Source organism: Pseudomonas medicaginis, from assembly GCF_965119365.1.
GTDB lineage: Bacteria > Pseudomonadota > Gammaproteobacteria > Pseudomonadales > Pseudomonadaceae > Aquipseudomonas.
Window position 1 is genome coordinate 6,315,037 of sequence record NZ_OZ221631.1, and the last position, 17,534, is coordinate 6,332,570.

The 17,534-nt window shown below is 62.1% G+C and carries 16 protein-coding genes; 10 read left to right on the forward strand and 6 right to left on the reverse strand.

Annotation, left to right across the window (positions count from 1 at the left end; all coding sequences use genetic code 11):
- Position 1: 1 nt before the first annotated feature.
- From ACMTA2_RS27855 to ACMTA2_RS27865, 3 genes are read right to left on the reverse strand one after another with little or no spacing between them, the layout of a single operon-like run.
- Positions 2-769 (reverse strand): heme ABC transporter ATP-binding protein, encoded by a 768-nt coding sequence (locus tag ACMTA2_RS27855; protein ID WP_413792657.1) that lies wholly within the window; start codon positions 767-769, stop codon positions 2-4.
- Positions 769-1,752 carry a FecCD family ABC transporter permease gene (locus tag ACMTA2_RS27860; protein ID WP_413795731.1) on the reverse strand — a complete coding sequence of 328 codons (984 nt, stop codon included), beginning with the start codon at positions 1,750-1,752 and terminating at the stop codon, positions 769-771. Before ACMTA2_RS27860 ends, ACMTA2_RS27855 begins: the two co-directional genes overlap by 1 nt.
- 50 nt (positions 1,753-1,802) lie before the next feature.
- Complete coding sequence (locus tag ACMTA2_RS27865; protein WP_413792658.1) at positions 1,803-2,681, reverse strand: heme/hemin ABC transporter substrate-binding protein; 879 nt, start codon at positions 2,679-2,681, stop codon at positions 1,803-1,805.
- Between the two features lie 256 nt (positions 2,682-2,937).
- On the opposite strand from ACMTA2_RS27865, the gene ACMTA2_RS27870 reads away from it, so the two are divergent.
- Entirely contained in the window at positions 2,938-3,255 is a 318-nt protein-coding gene (locus tag ACMTA2_RS27870) for a Rieske (2Fe-2S) protein (protein WP_413792659.1), read from the forward strand.
- On the opposite strand, the gene sfsA is transcribed toward ACMTA2_RS27870, so the two are convergent.
- Complete coding sequence (gene sfsA / locus ACMTA2_RS27875) at positions 3,211-3,957, reverse strand: DNA/RNA nuclease SfsA (protein ID WP_413792660.1); 747 nt, start codon at positions 3,955-3,957, stop codon at positions 3,211-3,213. The two genes, ACMTA2_RS27870 and sfsA, sit on opposite strands and share 45 nt — an antisense overlap.
- Positions 3,957-5,129, reverse strand: a complete 1,173-nt coding sequence (locus tag ACMTA2_RS27880) for a pyridoxal phosphate-dependent aminotransferase (protein WP_413792661.1) — start codon at positions 5,127-5,129, stop codon at positions 3,957-3,959. The genes sfsA and ACMTA2_RS27880 overlap by 1 nt, the downstream gene beginning before the upstream one ends.
- 338 nt (positions 5,130-5,467) lie before the next feature.
- Here ACMTA2_RS27880 and dksA point away from each other — a divergent pair, with 338 nt between their 5' ends.
- The 9 genes from dksA to panC all read left to right on the forward strand — a co-directional run bounded on the left by dksA (position 5,468) and on the right by panC (position 16,215).
- The gene (dksA, locus tag ACMTA2_RS27885; RefSeq protein ID WP_003205639.1) at positions 5,468-5,911 is read left to right on the forward strand and encodes an RNA polymerase-binding protein DksA; all 444 of its coding nucleotides are present in this window, start codon (positions 5,468-5,470) and stop codon (positions 5,909-5,911) included.
- A 145-nt stretch (positions 5,912-6,056) separates the two neighbouring features.
- Positions 6,057-6,938, forward strand: a complete 882-nt coding sequence (gene gluQRS, locus ACMTA2_RS27890) for a tRNA glutamyl-Q(34) synthetase GluQRS (protein WP_413792662.1) — start codon at positions 6,057-6,059, stop codon at positions 6,936-6,938.
- Between the two features lie 77 nt (positions 6,939-7,015).
- Entirely contained in the window at positions 7,016-7,192 is a 177-nt protein-coding gene (locus tag ACMTA2_RS27895) for a hypothetical protein (RefSeq protein WP_003176118.1), read from the forward strand.
- The gene (locus ACMTA2_RS27900; protein WP_413792663.1) at positions 7,176-10,130 is read left to right on the forward strand and encodes a sensor histidine kinase; all 2,955 of its coding nucleotides are present in this window, start codon (positions 7,176-7,178) and stop codon (positions 10,128-10,130) included. The genes ACMTA2_RS27895 and ACMTA2_RS27900 overlap by 17 nt, the downstream gene beginning before the upstream one ends.
- Positions 10,131-10,152: 22 nt before the next feature.
- Positions 10,153-11,589 carry a sigma-54-dependent transcriptional regulator gene (locus ACMTA2_RS27905; protein WP_413792664.1) on the forward strand — a complete coding sequence of 479 codons (1,437 nt, stop codon included), beginning with the start codon at positions 10,153-10,155 and terminating at the stop codon, positions 11,587-11,589.
- Between the two features lie 716 nt (positions 11,590-12,305).
- Positions 12,306-13,703: a polynucleotide adenylyltransferase PcnB gene (locus ACMTA2_RS27910; protein WP_413792665.1), complete on the forward strand. Its 1,398-nt coding sequence runs from the start codon at positions 12,306-12,308 to the stop codon at positions 13,701-13,703.
- Positions 13,704-13,706: 3 nt separating this feature from the next.
- Complete coding sequence (gene folK, locus ACMTA2_RS27915; RefSeq protein WP_413792666.1) at positions 13,707-14,192, forward strand: 2-amino-4-hydroxy-6-hydroxymethyldihydropteridine diphosphokinase; 486 nt, start codon at positions 13,707-13,709, stop codon at positions 14,190-14,192.
- A 365-nt stretch (positions 14,193-14,557) separates the two neighbouring features.
- Positions 14,558-15,358, forward strand: a complete 801-nt coding sequence (panB, locus tag ACMTA2_RS27920) for a 3-methyl-2-oxobutanoate hydroxymethyltransferase (RefSeq protein WP_413792667.1) — start codon at positions 14,558-14,560, stop codon at positions 15,356-15,358.
- Entirely contained in the window at positions 15,355-16,215 is an 861-nt protein-coding gene (panC, locus tag ACMTA2_RS27925) for a pantoate--beta-alanine ligase (protein WP_413792668.1), read from the forward strand. The genes panB and panC overlap by 4 nt, the downstream gene beginning before the upstream one ends.
- 46 nt (positions 16,216-16,261) lie before the next feature.
- Here the strand turns inward: panC and ACMTA2_RS27930 are convergent, their stop codons facing one another.
- A complete protein-coding gene (locus ACMTA2_RS27930) occupies positions 16,262-17,209 on the reverse strand; it encodes an IS110 family transposase (RefSeq protein ID WP_413792179.1) in 948 nt (315 codons plus the stop codon).
- Between the last annotated feature and the right edge of the window lie 325 nt (positions 17,210-17,534).

Here is a 17,534-nt window from a genome sequence, read left to right on the forward strand (position 1 = left end):
CTCAGCGGGCAATGATCAATGGATGCCCGCGCTCCGGATGGTCTTGCACCAGCACATCCAGGCCAAACACCGCCTTGAGCGGTTCCGGGCGCAGGACGTGCCGGGGCGTGTCCAGGGCCACCGGTCGGCCGGACGCAAGCAGCAACAAGCGATCACAGTAGCGCGCCGCCAGGTTCAGGTCATGCAGGATCACCAGCACGGCAGCGCCACGACTAGCGAACTCACGCACCGCCTGGAGGATGGTGTGCTGATGCAACGGATCGAGCATCGAGGTCGGCTCGTCCAGCAACAGGGTCTGCCCCGCTTCCCCCGGCCACAACTGCGCCAACACCCGCGCCAGGTGCACCCGCTGGCGTTCGCCGCCGGACAAGGCCAGGTAACTGCGCCCGTGCAGGTGCGCGGCGTCTGCCGCTTGCAGCGCCGCGGCGACGATTTGCTCGTCGCACAACCGGCCACTCTGGTGCGGCAAGCGCCCCATGCCGACGACTTCCTCGACGCGAAAGGCAAAATCCAGAGTCGAGGACTGCGGCAAGACCGCCAGGCGACGGGCGCGCTCGGTCCCCTGCCATTGGGCCAGTGGCCGCTCATCGAGCCAGACCTGCCCCTGGCTCGGGCGTAATTCGCCACACAGGCCCGCCAGCAAGGTACTTTTGCCCGCACCGTTGGGCCCGAGCACACCCAGTACTTCGCCCGGATTGAGCATTAGATCGATGTCCGCCAACACGGTGTTCCGGCCACGCTGAATGTGCAGGTTCTGTGCTCGCAACATCAGGCGCGCCCTCGTACCAATAGATAGAGGAAGAACGGCGCGCCGATGAAGGCCGTGACGATGCCGATCGGCAATTCCGCGGGGGCCAGCGCCAAGCGTGCCACCAAGTCAGCGAGCAGCAACAGGCTCGCCCCCGCCAGCACCGACGCGGGCAGCAACACACGTTGGTCGGGACCGGCCACCAGGCGCACCAGGTGCGGCACCACCAGCCCGACGAAACCGATCATGCCCGCCGCCGCCACCGCTGCGCCAACCCCCAAGGCCGTACATAAGACCAACTCACGCTTGAGGGCTTCGACATTAACGCCCAAGTGGGCAGCTTCGGACTCGCCCAGCAACAGCGCATTGAGTTGCCGGGCCCGGCGTGGCAACCAGAGCGCCACACCGACGCTGACCAGCAGCAACGGCCACAACCTCGCGTAACTGGCGCCATTGAGACTGCCCAGGTTCCAGAACGTCAGGGTGCGCAGGGTCGCGTCATCCGCCAGGTAAGTGAAGAGGCCGACGGCAGAACCGGACAGCGCAGTCAGGGCAATGCCCGCCAGGAGCATGGTCGCGACATGGGTCTGGCCGTTGCGGCGGCCGAGACGATAGACCAGTGCTGTCACGCCGAGCCCGCCAAGGAACGCACACAACGACAATACGTAAGGGCCGAAGGCTTCGGGCAATCCGCCCAGGGCCGAGCCAGCGACAATGGCGAACGCGGCACCCAGTGCCGCACCACTGGACACACCCACCAGCCCCGGGTCGGCCAGCGGATTACGGAACAGCCCCTGCATCGCCACACCGGACAACGCCAACACCCCGCCCACCGCCAAGCCGAGCAGGGTGCGTGGCAAACGGATCTGGCCGAGAATCAGCTCGGCCTGTTCCAGGCCATCGGCGGCCACCGGCAAACCCATCAGGCGCAAAGCGGCGCGCAGGGTGTCCAGCAGCGGCAAACTCACCGGCCCCAGGGCCAGGGATAGCCAGGTCGCCAGCAGACACAGCAGGCCCAGACCGATGAACAAGGTGCGTGGCTTGACCAACGAGGTCATGGCGACGTGGCCGACGCAGCCGGATAGAAGCCCGCCGTCAGTGTCACCAGGCTTTGTGGCAACCGCGGGCCCAATCCGCCTACCAACAGCGTCGGATCAAGTTCCATGACGCGCCCGTCCCTGGCGGCCCGGGTCGAGGAAAGAATCGGGTTTTCCCTGAACAGCGCCGCACGGGCTGCTTCACCGCTCAAGGCACGGTCAGCAAAGATCAGCACTTCAGGATTCAGGCTGGCCAGGGTTTCCACGGAAAAAGACTTGTAGCCGCTGTGGGTCGCCAGATTGTGACCGCCGGCCCGCTGCAACAACCAGTCGGCGGCCGTGCCCTTGCCCGCCACCAGTGGCTTGCCGCCGGAACTGCCCACCAACAGCAAGACGCCGGGCGCCTTTTGTTTGCGCTGGGCCTCGGTCACCCGGGCCTGTTGCTGGGTGAGTTGTTCCTGATAATGCTCGAACAGCCGTGCCGCCATGGCCTGCGCCCCCAGCAACTGCCCCAGGTGTTGCAAATTGCCCTGCAAGGTTGGCAGGTCTGGCGTGGCCGAGAACAGTTCGACCTGCACACCGGCGCTGCGAATTTGCGCCAACACGGGCGGTGGCCCCATTTCCTCAGTGCCCACCAGGATCTGCGGACGCAGGCTCAGCACGCCCTCTGCCGACAGCTGTCGCTGATAGCCAACACTGGGTAAGGCCCGCAAGGATTCAGGATGCTGGCTGGTGGTGTCCACGCCCACCAGTTTCGATTCACCCCCCAGCGCACTGACCCACTCCGACACGGCGCCGCCGGCACTGACCCAGCGTTGCGGCAATTGGGCCGCGCTGGCCCCCTGGTTGACCAGCAGTGCGACAAAGAGCACAACAACGCGGATGTCCAGGTTCATGGAGGCAGCTTCCTCAAAGAAATTTTTCGCAGGACAGGGCCGGGCCACGTATCCTCTGCCACCTGCGAAGGAGGCGCCATTTGATAATTGTTTTCATTTGATCGTCAAGGATGGATCTTTTGCCACACGAAACCTGTGGGAGCGAGCTTGCTCGAGATAGCGGCCTGTCAGTCACTGAGAGGTTGAATGTGCCGCCGTCATCGCGAGCAAGCTCGCTCCCACAGAGGCTCACTCCGACAGACATATAGAGACACACATGAGGTTTCTTTGTACCGCCGCCGAACTGCCGGACAACGGCAGTCGCGGTTTCGACCTCGATGGGCGCAAAGTACTGGCCGTGCGGCGCTCCGGCCAGGTCTATGCCTATCTCAACCGCTGCCCGCACCGGGGCGTGCCGCTGGAATGGCAACCCGACCAGTTCCTCGACCCCAGTGCCAGCCTGATCCAGTGCGCGACCCACGGCGCGCTGTTCCTGATAGAAAGCGGCGAATGCGTGGCGGGCCCCTGCGCCGGTCAGTTCCTCGCGGCCCTAGACAGCCGGGAAGACGAGCAAGGCATCTGGGTCGAGCTCTAGCAACACCGGCAACGCGCGATCCACCCACATCTGCTCGGGCGTCAGCGTGACCCCGTAGGCCAGCACCTCCACACCCGCCGCCACCGCATCACGCAGGGCAGCGGCGTACACCGGGTCGATTTCCTGTGCCGGGCGCACCGCTTCGATGCCACTCAGGTTCACACAATACAACTGCACCGCCCGCACACCTTCCCGGGCCAGGCAGGCGAGTTCCCTCAGGTGCTTGGCCCCGCGCAGGGTCACCGCATCGGGAAACGCCGCCACATTCGTGCCATCGAACCCCAGCGTGACACTTTTGACTTCGACCCAGGCCGAGCCGTGGTCGTAGTCCAGGCGAAAATCGATACGGCTGTTTTCAACGCCATAAGCCACTTCACGCTTGAGCCCGGTAAACCCGTTCAGTTCGCGGATGACGCCAGCGCGCAAGGCCTCTTCAACCAGGGCGTTGGCCCGCGCGGTATTGATGCAGGCGAGCCGTCCCTGAGGGGTTTCACCGATTTCCCAAGTACCGGGCAACTTGCGCTTGGGGTCGCTGGATAGGCTGAACCAGACGCGCGCGCCTTCGGCCATGCAATTGAGCATCGACCCGGTGTTGGGACAGTGGATAGTGAGGAGTTCGCCGTGAACGGTCTCGATATCAGCGAGAAAACGCTTGTAACGTCGAATCAGGCGCCCCTCTTCCAGTGCAGGAGAAAAACGCATCAGCCTTGCCAGCTCCGTAGTCCGCGTTCGATTCGCGCCACCGCTTCCTGTAGCCGGGGCAGGCTTTGTGTGTAGGCGAAACGCACATGGTGACCGGCTTGATGGCGGCCGAAATCCAGACCCGGCGTGAAGGCCACGTGTTCGGTTTCCAGGAAGTGCTGACAGAACGCGAAGGCATCGCCGCCGAACGCGCTGATATCGGCATAGAGGTAAAACGCCCCTTGCGGCTCCACCGCGATACCGAAGCCCAACTCCCGCAAGGCCGGCAGCAGAAAGTCGCGGCGCAGCGCGAACTCGGCCCGACGCTGCTCGAAGATTTCGATGGTGGCGGGCTCGAAACAGGCCAGTGCAGCGTACTGGGCCATGCTCGGCGCACTGATGTAGAGGTTCTGCGCAAGCTTTTCCAGCTCGCCGATGGCCGCCGAAGGGGCCACCAGCCAGCCAAGCCGCCAGCCGGTCATGCCGAAATACTTGGAAAAACTGTTGAGGACAAAGGCCTCGTCGTCGACTTCCAGCACGCTGGCCGCGTCAGTGCCATAGGTCAGGCCATGATAGATCTCGTCCACCACCAGATGGCCGTTGTAGCCCTTGATGGCCTTGGACAACCCCGCCAGCTCGTCCCGGGAGAGAATCGTCCCGGTCGGGTTGGCCGGCGAGGCCACCAACGCACCGACGCTGTCCTGGTCCCAATAGCGATTCACCAGGTCGGGCGTCAATTGGTAGCGCACATCCGGCCCGACGGGCACCAATTGTGCCGCGCCTTCCACCAGACGCAGGAAATGACGATTGCACGGATAGCCGGGGTCGGCCAACAGCCAATGCTTGCCCGGGTCCACCAGCAAGGCGCTGGCCAGCAGCAACGCGCCAGAACCGCCCGGCGTGATCATGATGCGTCGAGGATCGATATCGACCCCATAGCGCTGCTCGTAAAACCCCGAGATGGCCTCGCGCAGCTCAGGGATGCCCCGGGCCGCGGTGTAACGGGTCTTGCCCGCCGCCAGCGCTGCCTGGCCGGCCTGGATGATCGGCTCGGCGGTGATGAAATCCGGCTCGCCGATCTCCAGGTGGATCACGTCATGCCCGGCGGCTTGCAGTTCATTGGCACGGGCCAGCAACGCCATCACATGGAAAGGTTCGATGGCGCGGCTGCGCGCACTGTAGGGCTGAGCCATTGGCCTTCCTTCAGGGGAAAAAGAACCGATTCTACCCAACTCGGGAACCACTGCGGGAACGAGCACGAACCCAAAGCGGTCTGAGCCCTCGGATTGCAGGAAATGACTCCCGCGATTGGCCCAGGCTTGACTAGAATCAAGCATTGAGCAGGTTTACATCCCCACCGAAGCGAACCCGGCCAGGTTCTACAGGCCCCGGCCGCCGCAGGCTCGACAACCGGGAGTAGCGCGGCCCGATTTGATCTGGTAAGTTCGCCCGCTTGCAGCCGCAGGGCCGGCAGGTGTCGGTGATGGAGCAATCCTGCGTAGTGGATTACAAGAGTAGAGGCGGTCCATTCATGCCCACCCAAGCAAAGCAAAATCAAAATCAGTCGCTCAGCGGGTTTGAGCCTTACGTCCCGCAAGCTGGCGAAGAGTACATGGGCGCCCCCATGCGCGCGCACTTCACCAAGATCCTGAACAAGTGGAAACAGGACTTGATGCAGGAAGTCGACCGCACCGTGGATCACATGAAAGACGAAGCGGCCAACTTCCCCGACCCGGCCGACCGTGCCAGTCAGGAAGAAGAGTTCAGCCTCGAACTGCGCGCCCGTGACCGTGAGCGCAAGCTCATCAAGAAAATCGACAAGACCCTGCAACTGATCGAAGACGAAGAATACGGTTGGTGCGAGTCCTGCGGCATCGAGATCGGCATTCGCCGCCTGGAAGCCCGACCGACCGCGGATCTGTGCATCGATTGCAAGACCCTGGCGGAAATCAAGGAAAAACAGGTCGGCAAGTAATCGCCGGAACTGTCACCGAAACGGAGCGTTCATACGCTCCGTTTTTGTTTCCAATATTTCCCAAGCCTTGGTGCCCCACCCACAGAGAATATGCTTCGGCATCAGATTTGTGTGCCTACCGCCCGGACCCAGTAACTTTCGCCCTATGACTGCCTACATCGGACGCTTCGCCCCCACCCCCAGCGGCCACTTGCACTTCGGCTCACTGGTCGCCGCACTGGCGTCGTACCTGGATGCGCGCGCCGTGGGCGGGCGCTGGTTGCTGCGCATGGAAGACCTCGACCCGCCCCGGGAAGAGCCGGGCGCGCAAGCGGCGATTCTCAAGGCGCTGGAAAGTTATGGTTTCGAATGGGACGGCGAAATGGTTCGCCAGAGCGAGCGCCATGATGCCTACGACCAGGTCATCAACCGGCTGTTCAGCCAGGGCCTGGCCTATGCCTGCACCTGTTCGCGCAAGCAACTGGAGGCCTACCAAGGCATTTATCCGGGCCTGTGCCGCAATGCCGGGCACGGCACCGAGGACGCCGCCATCCGCCTGCGTGTTCCCGAACTTGAATACCACTTCACTGACCGGGTCCAGGGCGAATTCCGCCAACACCTGGGCCGCGAGGTCGGCGACTTCGTGATCCGCCGCCGCGACGGGCTCTACGCCTACCAACTAGCCGTGGTCCTGGATGACGCCTGGAAAGGGGTGACCGATATCGTGCGCGGCGCCGACCTGCTGGATTCCACGCCGCGCCAGCTCTACCTGCAAGAACTGCTCGGGTTGGCACAACCGCGTTACCTGCACGTGCCGCTGATCACCCAGCCCGACGGGCACAAGCTGGGCAAATCCTATCGTTCGCCACCACTGGCGGCCGACCAGGCCACGCCATTGCTGCTGCGGGCGTTGCGCGCACTGGGTCAGCAACCGGGCCTCGAATGTGTCGACGCCAGCCCGCGGGAACTGCTGGCCTGGGGCATTCGCCACTGGGACGCGGGCAAGATCCCGCGCACACTGAGCCTGCCCGAAGCGCAAATACGTTGACGGCCCTTGCAGCTTGGCGCCCATCCGTTACCATCGCCGCACGTTTTCGGGCACGCGCATAAATTAGAGAGGCCGGGATGTATATCTATCGCTTGGTCCTGCTCCTGGTAGTGGGGATTTATCTGTTCTCCCCGGCCATCATGGATTGGTGGATCGATGCCACGGGCGCCTGGTATCGGCCCTATCTGCTCTGGCTGATCCTGATTGTCGTGACCTTCATCCTGCAGAGCCAAAAAGATGCCGATGAGCTTTAGCCTGACCCAGATGATCCTGATCAGCGCCGCCTACCTGGCCGTGCTGTTCGGCGTAGCCTGGATCAGCGAACGGGGCATGATTCCCCGGGCGATCATCCGCCACCCGCTGACCTACACCCTGTCGCTGGGCGTCTATGCCAGCGCGTGGGCGTTCTACGGCACGGTCGGGCTGGCCTACCAGTACGGCTACGGTTTCCTGTCCAGCTACCTGGGGGTGTCAGGGGCGTTCCTGCTGGCGCCGGTGTTGCTCTACCCGATCCTTAAAATCACTCGCACTTATCAATTGTCGTCACTGGCCGACCTGTTCGCCTTTCGCTTTCGCAGCACCTGGGCCGGCGCACTGACCACGATTTTCATGCTGGTCGGGGTGTTGCCGCTGCTGGCCCTGCAAATCCAGGCCGTGGCCGACTCCATCAGCATCCTGACCCGCGAGCCGGTGCAACACCGGGTGGCGTTGAGCTTCTGCGCGCTGATCATCCTGTTCACGATTTTCTTCGGCTCCCGGCACATCGCCACGCGGGAAAAACACGAAGGCCTGGTGTTCGCGATCGCCTTCGAGTCGGTGATCAAGCTGATCGCCATCGGCGGCGTCGGCCTCTATGCCTTGTACGGCGTGTTCGATGGCCCGCAGCAGCTCGAGCTTTGGCTGTTGCAGAACCAGACCGCCCTCGCCGCCCTGCACACACCTTTGCAGGAAGGCCCGTGGCGCACGCTGTTGCTGGTGTTCTTCGCCTCGGCGATCGTGATGCCGCACATGTACCACATGACCTTTACCGAAAACCTCAACCCGCGCTCGCTGGTGAGCGCCAGTTGGGGCCTGCCGCTCTTCCTGTTGCTGATGAGCCTGGCGGTGCCGCTGATCCTCTGGGCCGGCTTGAAGCTGGGCGCCAGCACCAATCCGGAATACTTCACCCTTGGCATCGGCATCGCGGCCAACAGCCAGGCCCTGGCATTGCTGGCCTACGTCGGCGGCCTGTCGGCGGCCAGCGGCCTGATCATCGTCACCACACTGGCCTTGTCGGGCATGGCCCTCAACCACTTGGTGCTGCCGCTCTACCAGCCACCGGCCGAAGGCAATATCTACCGCTGGCTGAAATGGACCCGACGCGCGCTGATCGTCGCGATCATCATGGCCGGCTACGGTTTCTACCTGATGCTGGGTGACGGACAGGACCTGGCCAACCTGGGCATCGTCGCCTTCGTCGCCACCTTGCAGTTCCTGCCCGGCGTGCTGTCGGTGCTGTATTGGCCCACCGCCAATCGTCGCGGCTTCATCGCCGGCCTATTGGCGGGGATTCTTGTGTGGTTGGTGGCGATGCTGTTACCGCTGATGGGTAACTTGCAGGGTTTTTATATTCCGCTGCTGAACATGATCTACGTGCTCGACGACACCAGTTGGCACATGGCGGCCATCGCGTCCCTGGCGGCGAACGTGCTGATGTTCACCCTGATCTCGCTGTTCACCAATGCCAGCAGCGAAGAAGCCAGCGCCGCCGAAGCCTGTGCGGTGGACAACGTGCGTCGCCCGCAGCGCCGCGAGCTGCACGCTGCCTCGCCCCAGGAATTCGCCACGCAACTGGCCAAGCCCCTGGGCGCCAAGGCTGCGCAAAAGGAAGTCGAACAGGCCCTGCGCGACCTCTACCTGCCTTTCGATGAACGTCGCCCGTATGCTCTGCGTCGCCTGCGGGACCGGATCGAAGCCAACCTGTCTGGCCTGATGGGCCCCAGCGTGGCCCAGGACATGGTCGAGACGTTCCTGCCCTACAAGGCCGGCGGCGAGAACTACGTCACCGAAGACATCCACTTCATCGAAAGCCGCCTCGAGGATTACCACTCGCGCCTCACCGGCCTTGCCGCCGAACTGGACGCCTTGCGCCGTTACCACCGCCAGACCCTGCAGGAACTGCCGATGGGCGTGTGTTCCCTGGCCAAGGACCAGGAAATCCTGATGTGGAACAGGGCCATGGAAGAACTCACCGGGATCGCAGCCCAGCGCGTGGTCGGTTCACGCCTGAGCACCCTGGGCGAACCCTGGAAAGGCTTGCTGCAAGGCTTCATCGACCTGCCGGACGAGCACCTGCACAAACAGCACCTGGCCCTCGACGGCCAGACCCGTTGGCTGAACCTGCACAAGGCGGCGATCGACGAGCCGTTGGCACCCGGCAACAGTGGCCTGGTGCTACTGGTGGAAGACCTGACCGACACCCAGATGCTCGAAGACAAGCTGGTCCACTCCGAACGACTGGCAAGCATCGGCCGGTTGGCCGCCGGGGTGGCCCACGAAATCGGCAACCCGATCACCGGCATTGCCTGCCTGGCGCAGAACCTGCGCGAAGAACGCGAGGACGACGGCGAACTCACGGAAATCAGCGGCCAGATCCTCGAACAGACCAAGCGCGTATCGCGCATCGTCCAGTCGCTGATGAGCTTCGCCCATGCCGGCGGTCACCAGCACAATGACGAGCCCGTCTGTCTGGCCGAAGTGGCCCAGGATGCGATTGGTCTGCTGGCCCTCAACCGACGCAATTTCGAAGTGCAATTCTTCAACCTGTGCGACCCGGAGCATTGGGTCGATGGCGACCCCCAGCGGCTCGCCCAGGTGTTGATCAACCTGCTGTCCAACGCGCGGGACGCCTCACCGGCCGGCAGCGCGGTGCGGGTCAAGAGTGAAGCCTTCGAACACACGGTCGACCTGATCGTCGAAGACGAAGGCAGCGGTATCCCACAGAACATCATGGATCGATTGTTCGAACCCTTCTTCACCACCAAGGATCCTGGCGAAGGCACCGGTCTGGGCCTCGCACTGGTCTATTCCATCGTTGAAGAGCATTATGGACAAATCACCATCGACAGCCCGGCCGATGTTCAGAGCCAACGCGGCACCCGTATCCGGGTGACCTTGCCGCGTCATGTCGAAGCGACGTCCGCTGTGAACTGAGACCGTCGAGAGAATCGAATCAATGCCGCACATTTTGATCGTCGAAGACGAAACAATTATCCGCTCCGCCTTGCGCCGCCTGCTGGAACGCAACCAGTACCAGGTCAGCGAAGCCGGTTCAGTGCAGGAAGCACAAGAACGTTTCAGCATCCCCACGTTTGACCTGATCGTCAGCGACCTGCGCCTGCCTGGCGCCCCGGGCACCGAGCTGATCAAGCTCGGCCAGGGCACGCCCGTGTTGATCATGACCAGTTACGCCAGCCTGCGCTCGGCGGTCGACTCCATGAAAATGGGCGCGGTGGACTATATCGCCAAGCCGTTCGACCACGACGAAATGCTCCAGGCCGTGGCGCGCATCCTGCGCGACCGACAGGCGGCGAGCAGCAACCCGGCAGAACCCGTTGGCAAGGCCAGTGCCTCGGCGAAAGCCGCCGGCACCAGCAACAACAATGGCGAAATTGGCATCATCGGCTCCTGTCCGCCCATGCAGGACCTGTACGGCAAGATCCGCAAGGTGGCGCCGACCGACTCCAATGTCCTGATCCAGGGCGAGTCCGGCACCGGCAAGGAGTTGGTGGCCCGTGCCCTGCACAACCTGTCGCGCCGGGCCAAGGCGCCGATGATCTCGGTGAACTGCGCGGCGATTCCGGAGAGCCTGATCGAGTCCGAACTGTTCGGTCACGAGAAGGGCGCGTTCACCGGCGCTAGCGCCGGGCGTGCCGGACTGGTGGAAGCGGCGGACGGCGGCACGTTGTTCCTCGATGAAATCGGCGAGCTGCCACTGGAAGCCCAGGCGCGGTTGCTGCGAGTACTTCAGGAAGGCGAAATCCGCCGAGTCGGCTCGGTGCAATCGCAGAAGGTCGATGTCCGCCTGATCGCGGCCACCCACCGTGACCTCAAGAGCCTGGCGAAAATCGGCCAGTTTCGCGAAGACTTGTACTACCGCCTGCACGTGATCGCCTTGAAGCTCCCTGCCCTGCGCGAGCGTGGCGCGGACGTCAACGAAATCGCCCAGGCGTTTTTGGCCCGCCAGAGCGCGCGCGTCAACCGCACCGACCTCAAGTTCGCCCCGGACGCCGAACAGGCCATTCGTCATTACGCCTGGCCAGGTAATGTTCGAGAGCTGGAAAACGCAGTCGAGCGGGCGGTGATCCTGTGCGAGAGCCCGGAAATCTCTGCCGACCTGCTGGGCATCGACATCGAGCTGAGCGACCTGGACGATGAAGAGTTCATCGGCCTGGCCCCGCAACAGGGCGGCGCGGCCAACAACACCAGCCATGAACCCACCGAGGACCTGTCCCTGGAGGACTACTTCCAGCATTTCGTCCTGGAGCACCAGGACCACATGACCGAGACCGAACTGGCACGCAAGCTGGGCGTCAGTCGCAAGTGCCTGTGGGAGCGTCGCCAACGCCTGGGGATTCCACGGCGCAAGACCGGAGCGACCAGCGAAAGCTGAGGTGTGGGGGTAACATCACTGAATGTGAAAAAACTGTTACCCCAGTCCTTTTCACGTAACAGAAGCCGGGGTTTACGGTAACGAAACCCCGGCTTTTTTTCGCCTCGAAAAAATGGCGATACCCCTGGAGCCCGCGGTTTCTATGGACCTCGCAAAAGTTGGCACGCACCCTGCTATAGCTTTGGTACAAGAACAATAACAAGCAATGCAAAAGACAATAAAAATAAGACGAATCGACTCACGCACAATAAAAACAAGACGGCGAGAGGCGCAGCTAACTGATTCTTTTGGAGAGGCGTTGTATTTGGGGCTTGCCCCACAACCAGGCCGAGAACAATAAAAACTGTCTCAAGACAGCTGCCTGAACTGGTTGGATCGATTGATCACTGCAACACAGCGACCAAAGCAATCCGTTTGCTCTTGGCTCCCGATTGGGAGGGTCACGAAGGGAAAACCTCGTGGCGCGGGCACTCAACAAAAACAAGAAGCCCGAAACCAATAATAAAAACAGAGCACGCAACTAATTCTGGGGGAGCTTCGGCTCCCCTTGTGGTTTCTGTCGTTCCGCCTCCCCGCAGCCTACAAGGCTTGTCGCCAGAGCTTGCCGCTCTAAACTGCTCCGTCCTACACCATCCCTCGACTAAATGCTAGAATCCCCGCCCATCAAGCGGTCATTCTTCGTGTTTGGCCGAACATTCCTTCAAACAGTGCATCCCATGCTGAAGAAGCTGTTCCAGTCATTCCGTTCTCCCTTGCGTCGTACGCAACACATTCGCAGCACGCCTGAAGTGCTCAACAGCGGCCAGCATTCCCTGCAAAAGGCCCAGTTCAGCCGTTATGCGGTGAACATCGTCGAACGTTTGCAGAACGCCGGTTACCAGGCTTATCTGGTCGGTGGCTGCGTGCGCGACATGCTGCTCAACATCACCCCCAAGGATTTCGACGTCGCTACCAGCGCCACGCCGGAACAGATACGGGCCGAGTTTCGCAACGCACGAATCATTGGCCGGCGCTTCAAGCTGGTCCATATCCACTTCGGCCGCGAAATCATCGAAGTGGCGACCTTCCGCGCCAATCACCCGCAAAACGATGAAGAGGAAGACAGCAATCAGTCTTCCCGCAACGAGAGCGGGCGCATCCTGCGCGATAACGTCTACGGCACGCTGGAAGAAGACGCGCAACGCCGCGACTTCACCATCAACGCCCTGTATTACGACCCGGTCAGCGAACGCATCCTCGATTACGCCAATGGCGTGCACGACATCCGCAATCGCCTGATCCGCCTGATCGGCGATCCCAAGCAGCGTTACCAGGAAGACCCGGTGCGGATGCTGCGGGCCGTGCGTTTCGCCGCCAAGCTGGATTTCGGCATCGAAAAACACAGCGCCGCGCCGATTCGCGAACTGGCGCCGATGTTGCGGGAAATCCCCTCGGCGCGCCTGTTCGAGGAAGTGCTCAAGCTGTTCCTGTCGGGCAACGCCGCAGACACCTTCGAAATGCTGGTGGACCTGCAGCTGTTCGATCCGTTGTTCCCCGCCAGTGCCGAGGCCCTGGAGCACAACCCGACCTACACCCACACCTTGATCAGCGAAGCACTGATCAACACCGACCTGCGCATCAAGCAGAACAAGCCGGTGACACCGGCGTTCCTGTTCGCCGCCTTGCTCTGGCCTGCCCTGCCGACCCGGGTGCTGCGCCTGCAAGGCCGTGGCATGCCGCCGATCCCGGCGATGCAGGAAGCCGCCCACGAACTGATCGCCGAACAGTGCCAGCGCATCGCCATTCCAAAACGCTTCACGATGCCGATCCGCGAGATCTGGGACATGCAGGAGCGCCTGCCACGGCGCAGCGGCAAACGTGCCGACCTGCTGCTGGACAACCCGCGTTTCCGCGCTGGCTACGACTTCCTGCTGCTGCGTGAAAGCGCGGGCGAGCAGACCGATGGCCTGGGCGAATGGTGGACCGATTACCAGGACGCCAACGACAGCGAGCGCCGCGACATGATTCGCGAGCTCAGCGGCAAGGATGACGGCACCAGCGGCCCACGCAAGCGCCGTCGCAGCAGCGGTGCCAAGCGCAAGCGTGCCGGTGTACCGAGCGCATCGGACGAGTAATCGATGGAACGCATCTACATCGGCATGGGCAGCAACCTGGCCGAACCCGCCGAACAATTGCGCAGTGCCATCCAGGCGCTGGCGCAATTGCCCGATACTCAACTGGTGGGCGTCTCGGCGTTTTATCAAAGCGACTCCCTGCTACCCGGCCAGCCGCGCTACACCAACGCGGTGGCGGCGCTGGACAGCCGCCTGGCACCGCTGGAACTGCTCGATGGGCTTCAAGCCATCGAAACCGGACAGGGTCGCGAACGCCTCGAACGCTGGGGCCCACGCACCCTGGACCTGGACATCCTGCTGTTCGGCGATCGCCTGATCGACGAGCCTCGGCTCAAGGTCCCCCACTACCACATGCAGGCCCGAGCCTTTGTGCTGTACCCACTGGCCGAGTTGGCGCCCGCCGACCTGCGCCTGGCCGATGGACGCTTGCTCAAGGACCTGCTTGCCGCGTGCCCGTTTGCCGGCCTGGAACGCCTGCCGTCCCACTGACGAAGACCATCCCCTGTGGGAGCGAGCTTGCTCGCGATAGCGTCGGCACATCCAGCATCCGGGGTGACTGACACATCGCCATCGCGAGCAAGCTCGCTCCCACAGGTTTCGGGACCCGGCAGTCAGATCCGAGACACGCCTCTACGCTGAAACGCATCAGTAACCCCGGTAACACCCGGCGGTAACACATCCAATTGACTTCCCGAGTGCTCCTCACGACTATAGGCGTCCCGCTGCCGCCAACGCGGCACTAAAGGGCGCAATCCAGGCCTTACAAGCACCACGCATAGAAGGTGCGCCTGTATAGATAACGAATCATGCGCGTTACTCGCACTCATTCACGAGCGCCTAATGAGGACTTTTTCATGCCAGCTATTACCCTGACCACGCTGCAAGGTCTCAAGCAAAAAGGTGAAAAAATCACCATGCTGACCTGCTATGACGCAACCTTCGCCCACGCCTGCAACGAGGCCGGTGTCGAAGTGCTACTGGTGGGCGATTCCCTCGGCATGGTGCTGCAAGGTCACGACAGCACGCTGCCGGTGACCACCGCTGAGATGGCTTACCATGTGGCCGCCGTCAAGCGCGGTAACACCGATGCGCTGATCCTCGCCGACCTGCCATTCATGGCCTACGCCACCCTCGAACAGACCATGACCAACAGCGCCATGCTGATGCAGGCCGGCGCCCACATGGTCAAGGTCGAAGGCGCACTGTGGCTGGCCGACTCGATTCGGCTCCTGGCCGAGCGGGGCATCCCGGTGTGCGCGCACCTGGGCTTGACCCCACAAGCGGTGAATATCCTCGGTGGCTATAAGGTCCAGGGCCGCAATGAAAACCAGGCGCGGCAGATGCGCGCCGATGCGATTGCGCTGGAGCAGGCGGGCGCGGCGATGTTGTTGCTCGAATGCGTGCCCAGCGAGCTGGCTGAAGAAATCACCCAGGCGGTGAAAATCCCGGTGATCGGGATCGGCGCTGGCAACGCCACCGATGGTCAGGTGCTGGTGCTGCACGACATGCTCGGGCTGTCCATCACCGGTCGCGCGCCCAAGTTCGTCAAGAACTTCATGGCCGGACAAACCTCTATCCACGGTGCCTTGAGTGCCTACGTCGCGGAAGTCAAGGCCGCGACCTTCCCTGGCGCCGAACACGGGTTTTCTGCATGAACACCGTCAAAACCGTACGCGAACTGCGGGCTGCCGTGGCCCGTGCCCGCGGCGAAGGCAAACGCATTGCCTTCGTGCCGACCATGGGCAACCTGCACAGCGGTCATGTGGCGCTGGTCACCAAGGCCGCGCAACGGGCCGACTTCGTGGTGGCGAGTATTTTCGTCAATCCACTGCAATTCGGCGCTGGCGAAGACCTGGACAAATACCCCCGCACCCTCGCGGCCGACCAGGAGAAACTGCTCCAGGCCGGCTGTCACCTGCTGTTCGCCCCCAGCGTCGAAGAAATGTACCCCGATGGCATGGCCGGACAGACCCGGGTCAGCGTCCCGCAATTGTCCGAAGGCTTGTGCGGCGCCAGCCGTCCGGGGCATTTCGAAGGTGTGGCGACGGTGGTCAGCAAACTGTTCAACATGGTCCAGCCTGACCTGGCGGTGTTTGGCCAGAAAGACTTCCAGCAACTGGCAGTGATCCGCGCCCTGGTTCATGACCTGAACATGCCGATCCAGATCATCGGCGAGCCGACCGTCCGTGCCGACGATGGCTTGGCGTTGTCGTCACGCAATGGCTTCCTCAGTCCGGATCAACGTGCCGTCGCGCCCGTGGTCTATCGCGTCCTGAGCCAGATCGCCGAGTCAATCAAGCAGGGCCAGCGGGATTTCCCGGCGCTGATCGGCGAACAGCTCAAGCAACTGGAAGCTGCCGGCCTGCGTCCCGATTACCTGGAAATCCGTCACGCCAAGACCCTGCGCCCGGCGTCGAGCGAGGACCGCGACCTGGTGATCCTGGTGGCCGCCTTCCTCGGTACCACACGCCTGATCGACAACCTGCATCTGGACCTCGACACCCCCGCCTGAACATCACAAAAACCCTGTGGGAGATTCTATGGTTGAGGGAAAGCCCTCAAGCCGCGTTAGGTTGGTATTCGCTTTGCCCTTTCAGCAGAGCGAATACGATCCGAGCAAGCTTGCGAGCCAGCATTACCAACGCCTGAGTGGTAGTGAAACCGCGAGCTCTTTGCTTTTCATAGAAGCCTCTCCAGGCGGACGTGCGGCTAGCCGACATGGCGGCATTGTGTAACAGCCGACGGACTTCCGGGTCGCCTCGTTTACTCAAGCTACGGCGCCCATCTTTTTGTCCTGATTTCGACACTCGCAAGTCCATTCCCAAAAAGGCAATGAAGGCGTCTGAGTTTCTGAAATCCCCTCGTTGAAATGCCGTAAGCAAGCGGGCTCCGGTCAGAAATCCAATGCCCTCAACCTTCAAGCAACGGTTCAACTGACCCAGCAAACCGGCATCCCTCAGATGATCCTTGATCGTCTTCTCGATCAATGTCTCAAGCCTCTGCATGGCTGCAATTTGTTCGGCGAAAGCGGTCTTCAGCAGCGGCTCGTTAGCCCAGCTTTGTACCAGGGCCACTCGAGCCTGAACCAGGGCTGCGCGACGGCGGAAAAGGCTCAGGAGCTGGCGATACAGCGGAGATGGCGGGGTCCAGGGGTTAAGCTCATGCCCTTCGTTTTTCAGGTAACGGGCCAGCAGCTTGGCATCCAGCGCGTCAGTTTTGGCGCGGATTTTTACGCCTTCGCGGTAGTGATGCAGTTCATAACCGCCCACCATGTAGATCTCGCAGCCGGCCTCATAGGCCAGATCAGCGAATTCCAGGTGATAGATATTGGTCGACTCAATGGCTACAGCGACGGGGCCCGGCAATGCTTTCAACCACTTTTTGATGGCCGCTTTGTTGTTGGGAGTCGCCTCCAGTACGTCAAGTTCGGCGTGATAGATCACCAGTTCGTTCTTGGCGACATCCACGCCCACAATCGGCTTTGTGACAGAAACCGGCATTGCCATTGAAAATTCTCCGGGCTAAGGTTTGAACACTTGAAGGGTTCACCCAGAGGCGCAGGCTTGTTCCTATCGTCGGTTTAGGCCAGATGCATTCTTTATCGGCGCTTGGGTGAAAGGAGGAGGGGCGAAATCTCCCACGGTCTGTACTGCGGCTAACAGTCAGAATCGAGCCTTGTCCCTCCTCCTCCCTTCAAGTCCTACCATACAAGCGAGCTTGCTCGCGATAGCGATGCATCAGTCGACATCGATATCGGCTGACCTGACGCCATCGCGAGCAAGCTCGCTCCCACAGAGAGTCATCTGCGTTCCGTCTGTCGGACCTTTCCCG